Raw genomic sequence first — 8924 nt, 5'->3', positions numbered from 1 at the left:
CGACCTCGCGCACCAGTCACGTCTGGAGGTTAGAAGCGGTGCAAAGAATGTTCGTTCCTCGGAAATGTACAAACGAAAGTTTCTCTAACCTGGATTAATAAAACAGGTGAAGCACGGGTCTGCCGGCGACTAGAAGTGCGCGCCATGGAGCGGTGCGGGCAGGTCGAGATGCCTTGCGACGGTCGCGCCGATGTCGGCAAAACCCGCGCGCCGGCCGATTGGTGTCGTTGATTTCGCACTCAACGCCAGGATCGCCACCTGTTCGCGCGTGTGGTCCGAGCCGCTCCAGGTTGGATCGCAGCCATGATCGGCCGTGATGATCAGGAGGTCGTCACCGCGCAGACAATTCAGCAGATCGAGAAGGCGCGCGTCGAACACTTCGAGAGCTGCTGCGTACACGGCGACGTCGCGGCGATGCACCGTTCGCTTGAAATCTCTCGCCGACGTGCCCACGAACGGCCGGGCGATGACGCGGCCGATGTTTAAGGGTCGACGAGCCGCCTTGCCACGGTGCAGACCTCGTAGAGGCGTTCGAGCCCGAACGTCTCTTCATGGGCGGCGATCTGGAACAGGCTGTCGGCCGAGGTGTAGCAGATCGGCTCGCCGCTTAGCATGTGGCGCTCGCCGAATTCGACGATGATCGCGGTTCCCGAGGCGGGACAATTTCCGAGGATGCCGGGCAATCCAGCCTGGTCGCACAGCCTGATCACGAGATCGGGAGGGAAGCATGGTCTTAGGGAAATAGCCCCAATCGAACGGCATCGGCACGCCGGCGATCTCCCAATGACCTGAGGGCGTATCCTTGCCCTTCGATATCTCGCTCGCGCATCCGTGGCGGGAACGTTCGCCTGCTCCGTCGAGCCCCGGTGGCAGGCGCCCCGTGGCGAGACGGCAGGCTCCGCCGAGGCCCAACGCAACCAGATTGGGAAGCTGTAACGGTCCCTCCCGCTGCGGACTGTCGGCCTTGCCAGCGATGCAGTACTCCGCAATGTAGCCGACGGTATCGGCGCCCTCGTTGCCGTACCTGATGGCATCGAGTGCCGCGCCGATGCCGACCGAGTCCATCACCAGGATCAGGGCGCGCATGTCGGCTCCCTGATCGGGAGCCGAGGCGCGGCAGAGGGCGCCAGTCCAGTTTTCGCGCAGTAGCGCTCAATCATCAGCGCGCAGAAATCCGCGAATTCGTTCACGTCATGCGGCGGGCTCGTGTGGTGAGGTTCGAGACCCCGGTGTTCAGGTGTGAAGCAGAAGGTCACCGTCACCTGGAACTCCGCCAATGCATCCATCTGGCGGTCGAACCAATCGAGCGCGTTGGGACGGAAGCTGTCGGCCCAGGACAGCCCGGTCCGCAGATGCGTCAGGCCGAGACGGCGCATCCAGCGTACGGCGTCGTTGAGTCGATGGTCTTCATAGTGAAACCATTGGCACAGGCCCATGGCGGGCGCATATCGGCCAAACAGATCCGCTGCGACTTTGGGCGTTCCGTCCTCGCGCAGCAGGCCCATGTGGAAATGCCGGTAATAGGAGGAGCCCTCCGCCTCCTTGTGGCGCGTTGTTGCCTCCCAGGTTGAGGGGAGATCGTAGAGACTATACCAGTGAATGCGCGGCGCACGGCCGATCAGGAGCTCGGCGGTGCGCGACAGGCCCCAGGCCTGCACCTCCTCGGCGCCGAACGACGAGGCGCCGACCTCCGTCACCCAGATCGGATGCGAGGTGACGGCTTTGATTTCCGCGAGCTTGGCGGGCCATTCGCCGATCTGCCACAGGTTCCAGTCGAGCGGAAAGCCGTGCACGGCTACGGCCTCAACATGATCGAGTACGCCGCGCGCCTGCATGTTGCGCATGAAGGCCGGATCGATCGGCGAGATGCCTCCGAGCACGCGCGGCAATGTCGGATGCGCGCTGCGGATGGCTCTGCAAGCAGCCATCACCAGGCTCGCGAACATGGCCCAGTCCGGATCGATCAGGATGTCCCAATGCGACTTGTTGTTCGGCTCATTCCATATCTTGGCAGCCTCGATCATCGGCCGGCCTCCCGTGCCGGATAGATCGGGCCGTCGGCCTGCGGCCGCGTCGTCCGCCTGCACAGATAGACCTCCTCTTCCGGATGCGCTGCGATGGCAAAGCCCGCGCTGCGCAGCATGGCTTCGACGCAGGCGCGGTTCGGCACCCACCAATTGGTGGGATCATCGGCATATTTGTGCTCGATGAAGTGCAGCTTTGGGTACCCCGGGGAATCGAACTGGTCGGTGGTCCAGAAGTCGTAATTCTTCTCGACCGCGTCGACCAGGCCGTCGCCGCGCTGCATCGACTGAAACAGCAGCAGATCGCCGGCCACATGCTCGTGAATGAGATCCAGCGCGAGCAGAGGATGGCGCAGGTGATAGAGCACGCCCATGAAAATCACGAGGTCGAATTTTTCGCGGAGCTGCCCGACGTCATAGGCCGACATCCTGCGGAATTCGATCTTGAGCCCGTTCACCTCCGCGGCGAAGCGGGCTTGTGCGAGGTATTCCTCGTCAGTGTCGAGACCGAGCACGCGTTCGGCCCCGCGCCGTTTCATCTCCATGGCGTAGAAGCCGGCGTTGCAGCCGATATCGAGCACAGTCTTGCCTTCGAGGCGATCCGGGATGATGTCGGAGAAGCGCCGCCATTTCACGCCCGGATAATCGCCGAGGAAATGCGAAGGTGCGGTCGGCACGCCGTTGAGGTCGAGATTATGAAACCATGGTCCGAGCGCATCGACGCGCCGGCGGATTTCCTCGCGCGACAGGTCGCCTGTGGTCATGCAATCGCTCCGTAGTTCACTGTGGCGGGACGGGCACCGTCTGACGACGCACCGGCCTTGTAACCTCGATCGGCCGTCGCCGCCTGTGCGCTCGGCGAGGAGGGCTATCGCTGTGCGATAGCCCTCGACGGTGCCGACGTCGACGTAGGATTCGCCGGCCTTGACTCCGATGCCTCGGCCGCCGGCTGCGAGATAGGCGTTGACCAAAGTCCCGAAATACTCGTCGCGGCGCTCGCGCGCGTTCCAGAGCGCCTGGAGCGCGCCGAAGCCGCGGGTCGACATCCTGAAGGCGCCCCAGATCCAGCGTGAGGTCGCATTCGGCTGCTTGACCTGGATCTCCGTCACGCGATCGCCGTCGAGCACCACGGCGTCGAAGAATTCGGGATGCTCGACTGGAAACAACAGGAACGAGAGATCTGCGTCGGGCAAGGCCTGCAAGGCCGCCTTGGGAAACCACACGGTGTCTGGCAGGCCGACCATGACTTCCTCGTGCTCGCCGACCACCGTGCTCGCCCTGAAAACGGCGTCGCACAGCCCGGATGCGTCGGGCTGAACGACGTAAGCAAGCTGGGCGCAGCCATAGTGATCGCCGAAATATTCAAGAATATCGGACTTGCCCGGCGAGATCACGAAACAGATCTTATCGGCGCCCCCAAGGATCAGGCGCTCCAGGAGATATTCCGAGACGGCACAAGGGCGGTCGGTTCCGTCGTCGCACCGGCTGCCGACGGGCAGCAATTCCTTAGAGAAGGCAAGCGGCTGGATGCGGCTGCCGCGGCCCGCGGCCGGAACGATGCCCCACATGATCAGGCCTCCTCGGATTGCTGCCGGTGCGCGCCGCTCGATGCCATCTGCTCGAGCAGCGACACCAGTTCGCGGGCGCGTTTGTCGGATGTGTGCTGGTCCATGGTGCGGTCACAAGCGCGCTGGGCCAAGCGCCGGAGCTGAGCGCCCTCCATCCCCAGCGCGGCGAGCGCGTCCTGCCCGTCGCGCGCGATCAGGATTTCCTCTCCGGGCGCGAAAAAATCCCCGATCCCGGGCCAATCATCGCTAAGCAGCGGTGCGCCGCAGGCGGCGGCTTCGAACAGCCGCCCGGACGGACACCAGCCCATTTCGGCCATGGCCCTGCGCGTGACATTGAGCGTCAGCCGGGACGAGGCGAAGAACGGCGCGTGTTCCGAGGGCGGCAGGTGCCGCACAAAGTAGATATTCGGGGACCAAGGAAAAGTGTCGGGATATTGCGCGCCGCCAATCAGGAAACGGAGATCCTGTCGCGCCCGGGCGGGTGCGACGAAAAGCATCTCAAGCAAGCGCTGACGATCTTCGGAGTAGGTGCCGAGATAGGACAAATCCGCGCGATAGTGCGGCTGCGGCGGAACTGGCCGATGAATGTCGGCATCGACATGGCCATAGAGCGGCCGGACGTCGCGGGCGCCCAGCCTGCCGCGGAATTCGCTGGCGACGCGGGGGCCGCCAGTGAAACTCAGGACGAGAGCAAAATCGCGCAGCCCTCGCGGACCGATATACGAAACGGTTTCGCCGGCCATAAGCCTCGCCAGCGTAACGGGCGTATCGAGATCGTAGAACACGGGGATCGCACGACCTTCGGAGAGGATCAGATCGGTCGCCGCAAGCGCGTCGGGGCAGTAGGAAGTCACGATCGCAACGTCGGCATCGCGAAGATCGCTGCTCGCCGTCAGGCGTATGTCGTCCCAGTTTGTGAACAGGCGTAGCTGACCACCGGGCAATTCGTGCAGATCCCGGGCAGCGGCGTAATAGGGCGTGTCGCGCTCGAAAAAGACGATGCTGTGCCCGGACCGCACGACATGCTTGCACAGGCCGCGCCACAAGGTCGCGTGGCCATTGCCCCAGGAGGAAGAGATTGTCAGACCGAAAATGACGATCTTCACGCCAGCACCCGTCGGTTGATTCCGGTGATGCTGATTCCGCGATTGTCGACGCGAAGAGTGCTGATGCTGCCGGGGTCGATCTCGATCGACAGGAAGTCGTCGAGCCGCATGTGCGAGTAGCGCAGGAGTGCCGCGCGGATCGGCTCGGCATGACTGACGGCGATGACGACCTCGATATTGCGATCGCCGCGCAGCTGCTCCAGATGATCAACGACACGCTTCTGGAGCGATCGCATGCTTTCGCCGCTCGGCGGCCGGCTCGTGCTGCGTCGCGCATTCCAGCGCGACCATCGTGGATCCGAGGCGAGATCCTCGAAGGATCGTCCGGTCCATTCACCATAGTCGAGTTCGTCCAGGGCCGGCACGATCTCGACCGGTAGAGCGAAGCGCGCGGCGAGGATGCAGGCCGACTGCATGCAGCGCCGCTGCGGGCTCGATTGCACCAGTGTCGGCCGGGGCGCGACGGTCGCGGCACAGCGCGCCATCTCCTCGCAGCCGAGACCGTCGAGCTCCACGCCCTTCATCCGACCGCACAGTGTGCGGCCGAGTAACGGGTGATGACCGTGCCGGATGAGATGAATGATCTTCGCCATCAGGCATACGCCTTGTCATCGATGAAGGCGCGCGTCCGCCGCCCGGCTTCCTCATCCGTGAACTGCTGCGGCGGCGACTTCATGAAATAGCTCGAGGGGCCGGTCAGTGCGCCGGCCTGGCCGCGGTCCATTGCAAGCTTGGCGCATCGCACCGCGTCGATTACGACGCCCGCCGAATTCGGGGAGTCCCAGACCTCGAGCTTCACTTCGGCGCTCAGCGGAACGCCGCCGAACGTCGTGCCCTCCAGACGGATGAAGGCAAGCTTGCGATCGGTCAGCCACGGAATGTGGTCGCTCGGCCCCACATGAATGTTATCGGGCTCGATCGGAACATCGAACTGGCTGGTTACGGCCTGGGTCTTGGAGATCTTCTTGGAGGCCAGCCGCTCCCGCTCCAGCATGTTCTTGAAATCGGTGTTGCCGCCGACATTGAGCTGATAGGTGCGATCGAGCCGCACGCCGCGGTCGCGGAAAAGGTTCGCGAGCACGCGGTGGAGAATGGTGGCGCCTACCTGGCTCTTGATGTCGTCGCCGATGATCGGCAGACCTGCATCCTCAAACCGCCGCCGCCAGTCCGGATTGGACGCGATGAAGACGGGGATGCAGTTGACATAACCGCAGCCGGCCTCGATTGCGCGCCCCGCATACCATTCGCTCGCGTGCTGCGAGCCGACCGGCAGATAGGACACGAGCACATCGGTGCGCGACCTCGTGAGTGTCTCTGCAACGTCTGCTTCTGGTGCATCTGCGATCGGAATGTCATCCTCGAGATAGCGGCCGATGCCGTCCAGGACAGGGCCGCGCTGTACGATCACGCCCGTCGGAGCGACGTCGGAAAAACGGTGCGTATTGTTTGGTCGGGCAAAAATCGCATCGGCAACGTCGCGACCGACCTTGTCGGCATTGACGTCGAAAGCCGAGGCAATCTGGATGTCGCTGATGTGATAGCCACCGAGGTCGGCGTTCATCAATCCCGGCACTGGTTCATTCGATTTGGCATTCCGATAGTAGGTAAGTCCCTGGACGAAAGAGCTCGCGCAGTTGCCGACGCCGACGATACCGACGCGCACGCGTCGCCTGTCTTGAAGACGTGAATGCATGGATTGAGATCCTCCGGAAAGCAAGCAGCGTCGGTGCAAGTACGTCGGCGAACGTGCGGAAGGTATGTTCGTTCCTGTGCGGGGAGGCGCCGGCGCACCCCGGCGACCCGATTCCGGCCGGGAAAATGCAATCGGCTTAACTTGGGATAGAATACCGAGCCGTCAAGCGGGAACGAAGAGCCTCCGGGATGAAGATGAAGAAGATGATGCTGGCGTCCGGCTGTCTTGCTTCAGAGCACGGAAGAACAAATCCATCCGGTCAGCGTTTCCTGGCAGACAGTCTGATGCGGTGGCGATGCTCATCGCGCGGCCGCGGCAGCAAGGGAGGTGCGACATGACGAAGGCGCAGAACAGCGAAGCCGAGCAGACGACTGACCATGAGGTGATCCGGAAATGGGCGGAACAGCGCGGCGGAAAACCAGCGACGGTCAAGGCCACGGAAGAGGATGGGCACGCCGGCATCCTGCGCATCGATTTCGATCCGCCCGATGGGGAGCTCGACCGTATCGGCTGGGATGAATTCTTCGAGAAATTCGACGAAGCCGGAATCGCGTTCCTTCATCAGGACCGGACCAAGGACGGCAAGCTGAGCCGCTTCCACAAATTCGTGCGGCGCTAGCCCGGGCTTCGCGAGGTGGCGGGCGGCTGGGTCGAGGCGATGCGCACGCGCAATTTCGCCCGCGCCTGGGAGATCAGCGATCGTGATCTTCTGGAGATCGCGCATCCGCCCAAGCACACCGGGCCGCGCCATCTCCAGCGGATCTGGCGCGGCGAGCCGCTAGCGGACAGACATGTGCTCGTGCGTTGTTATCACGGGCTCGGCGATACGATCCAGTTTCTCCGTTTCATGCCGGCGTTTGGCGAGATCGCGCGCAGCCTCACGGTCTGGTGCCAGCCGGAACTACTGCTCATGGTCGCGCGGACGGCTGGGGTGGATCGTGCGATTCCACTCCACGATGGCGCGCCGGAGGTCGAATTCGACATCGACATCGAGATCATGGAGGTCCCACATGCTGTTCGAGCGGGGCGGGAGCAGGTCGAGATGCGAGCGCCTTATCTCACGCTGCCCGAGGTTGCGATCCCTCCGCTGGACAGCAAACGCGGTCTGGCTGTCGGTCTCGTCTGGGAGGTCGGCAATTGGGACAAGCGACGTGCCATTCCGGTCCGACTGTTGCGCCAGCTTGCTGATGCCGAGGTGACGCTCTATTCGCTTCAGCGTGGGGCCGCGCCGTGGGAGCTCGCCGAGATTGGCGCTCGGGACGTTAGCACGCCGGATATCGCGGCTCTCGGTCACCTCATCCGCCAGCTCGATCTTCTCATTTGCGTCGACACTATGGTCGCGCACCTTGCCGGCGCGCTCGGATGCGAAGCCTGGGTGTTGCTGCACGCCGATTGCGACTGGCGCTGGCCGCCATCCGGGTCCGGCTCGTTCTGGTATCCGAGCCTGCGGCTATTTCATCAGTCGACTCCGGGCGACTGGGAAAGCGTGATGGCTGAAGTATGCGCTGCGCTGCGGACGCGAGCCCGGCACCGGGAATTTTCCGTGTAGATGTCCGGCAAAGCGATTCTCGGTTTCGACGGCCGCACATCTGGTTCACTTGGACGAAGGTCGAGATAGCTTGGGTCGAAGCCGGCGAGCCGAACCAGGCCGACCCAATCCGTAATCGAGATGATCTTGCCCTGCCATTGCAGGAGGTTGCAGCGGCGCAATTCCTGAACGGTGCGATTGGCATGCACGGGAGAGATGCTGCAGGCCGCGGCAAGATCGGACTGGGTAAACGGCGAGGAAAAGCGGAAGTCTCGCGCAAGCCCGACAGTTTGCAGGCGCGTGGTGATTTCGCAGAGCAGATGCGCTACGCGCATCAATGCATCGCGGCTGCCGAGGTTCACCGTCCAGTTTCGCTGGATGGCGTGGTCGATCAGCAGGATCGACAGCAGCGCGCGAGCCGTACGCGGCGACCGTACGCACAGCTCGTGAAGGAAGCGGTGCGGCACGAGAGCTATGACGGCGGAGCCGAGTGCGACGAGATTGCTGGAGATGTAGGGACGGTACAAGGTATGCAGATCGGGCAGGTCGCCGGGAACGAAGATCGATGTGATCTGACACGTCGCCATTTCTGTTTCCTGCCAGCACAGATATCCCTGGAGCAGCAGACGGCATTGGCTGGTCTCGTCGCCCTGTCGCAGGATCACCTGATGAGGGCCGAAATGAGCGATGTTGGTCGGCATGTTCGAAAGGAGGTCAAGGTCATCGGCAGTCACGTCAGCGAGTTTCGTCAGACGGTCGGCGAGTTTGGAGAACGCAAAACCTGCTTGCATGTATTGTCCGCTGGCGCTCCACCCGCAATCCCCTTTTGAAAGGGAGGAGGGCGGAAGGTAATAACTTTTGATATGTTGCAGCGAGCCTTGGATGGTTGCCGCGAGGCCGATTCGACGTTTGACGATTTCAAAAGTTCCTATCGGTCTCTGACGCAGCTGCACGATCCTCAGCCGGGCCGATGCCGAACTGGCGGTGCGAAGGAACAGCCGCAAC

General features: G+C 63.0%; 8 protein-coding genes and 2 pseudogenes. 2 read left to right on the top strand and 8 right to left on the bottom strand.

Features of this window, described 5'->3' with window-relative positions; genetic code table 11:
- Positions 1–129: 129 nt before the first annotated feature.
- The 7 genes and pseudogenes from LRP30_RS24965 to LRP30_RS24935 form a co-directional block, all read right to left on the bottom strand.
- A pseudogene (locus LRP30_RS24965) lies at positions 130–1086 on the bottom strand (phosphopentomutase).
- Positions 1074–2024 (bottom strand): beta-xylosidase, encoded by a 951-nt coding sequence (locus LRP30_RS24960; RefSeq protein WP_249756576.1) that lies wholly within the window; start codon positions 2022–2024, stop codon positions 1074–1076. Before LRP30_RS24960 ends, LRP30_RS24965 begins: the two are co-directional and overlap by 13 nt.
- Positions 2021–2788, bottom strand: a complete 768-nt coding sequence (locus LRP30_RS24955) for a TIGR04290 family methyltransferase (protein WP_249761826.1) — start codon at positions 2786–2788, stop codon at positions 2021–2023. Before LRP30_RS24955 ends, LRP30_RS24960 begins: the two co-directional genes overlap by 4 nt.
- Positions 2785–3592, bottom strand: a pseudogene (locus LRP30_RS24950) (nucleotidyltransferase family protein). The gene LRP30_RS24955 and the pseudogene LRP30_RS24950 overlap by 4 nt, the downstream one beginning before the upstream one ends.
- A gap of 2 nt (positions 3593–3594) precedes the next feature.
- The gene (locus LRP30_RS24945) at positions 3595–4698 is read right to left on the bottom strand and encodes a glycosyltransferase (protein WP_249756575.1); all 1104 of its coding nucleotides are present in this window, start codon (positions 4696–4698) and stop codon (positions 3595–3597) included.
- On the bottom strand, positions 4695–5291 hold the full coding sequence (locus LRP30_RS24940; RefSeq protein WP_249756574.1) for a histidine phosphatase family protein: 597 nt from the start codon (positions 5289–5291) through the stop codon (positions 4695–4697). Before LRP30_RS24940 ends, LRP30_RS24945 begins: the two co-directional genes overlap by 4 nt.
- Positions 5291–6391 carry an inositol-3-phosphate synthase gene (locus LRP30_RS24935; protein WP_249756573.1) on the bottom strand — a complete coding sequence of 367 codons (1101 nt, stop codon included), beginning with the start codon at positions 6389–6391 and terminating at the stop codon, positions 5291–5293. Before LRP30_RS24935 ends, LRP30_RS24940 begins: the two co-directional genes overlap by 1 nt.
- A gap of 334 nt (positions 6392–6725) precedes the next feature.
- On the opposite strand from LRP30_RS24935, the gene LRP30_RS24930 reads away from it, so the two are divergent.
- Positions 6726–7010 (top strand): hypothetical protein, encoded by a 285-nt coding sequence (locus LRP30_RS24930; RefSeq protein WP_249756572.1) that lies wholly within the window; start codon positions 6726–6728, stop codon positions 7008–7010.
- Positions 7011–7049: 39 nt separating this feature from the next.
- Positions 7050–7940, top strand: coding sequence for a hypothetical protein (locus tag LRP30_RS24925; protein ID WP_249761825.1), 891 nt, complete (start codon positions 7050–7052; stop codon positions 7938–7940).
- Here the strand turns inward: LRP30_RS24925 and LRP30_RS24920 are convergent.
- On the bottom strand, positions 7850–8923 hold the full coding sequence (locus LRP30_RS24920; RefSeq protein ID WP_249756571.1) for a Crp/Fnr family transcriptional regulator: 1074 nt from the start codon (positions 8921–8923) through the stop codon (positions 7850–7852). The two genes, LRP30_RS24925 and LRP30_RS24920, sit on opposite strands and share 91 nt — an antisense overlap.
- Position 8924: the final 1 nt, after the last annotated feature.

The sequence above is a fragment of the Bradyrhizobium sp. C-145 genome, from assembly GCF_023375135.1.
GTDB classification, from domain to species: Bacteria; Pseudomonadota; Alphaproteobacteria; order Rhizobiales; family Xanthobacteraceae; genus Bradyrhizobium; species Bradyrhizobium zhanjiangense.
Note: the sequence above shows the minus strand (reverse complement) of the source record. Positions and strands in the feature narration are given on the sequence as shown.

Excerpts from the sequence above, each read along its gene's own strand:
- LRP30_RS24960 (WP_249756576.1), bottom strand. The coding sequence starts at position 2,024 with ATGATCGAGGCTGCCAAGATATGGAATGAGCCGAACAACAAGTCGCAT.
- LRP30_RS24955 (WP_249761826.1), bottom strand. The coding sequence starts at position 2,788 with ATGACCACAGGCGACCTGTCGCGCGAGGAAATCCGCCGGCGCGTCGAT.
- LRP30_RS24940 (WP_249756574.1), bottom strand. The coding sequence starts at position 5,291 with ATGGCGAAGATCATTCATCTCATCCGGCACGGTCATCACCCGTTACTC.
- LRP30_RS24935 (WP_249756573.1), bottom strand. The coding sequence starts at position 6,391 with ATGCATTCACGTCTTCAAGACAGGCGACGCGTGCGCGTCGGTATCGTC.
- LRP30_RS24930 (WP_249756572.1), top strand. The coding sequence starts at position 6,726 with ATGACGAAGGCGCAGAACAGCGAAGCCGAGCAGACGACTGACCATGAG.
- LRP30_RS24925 (WP_249761825.1), top strand. The coding sequence starts at position 7,050 with ATGCGCACGCGCAATTTCGCCCGCGCCTGGGAGATCAGCGATCGTGAT.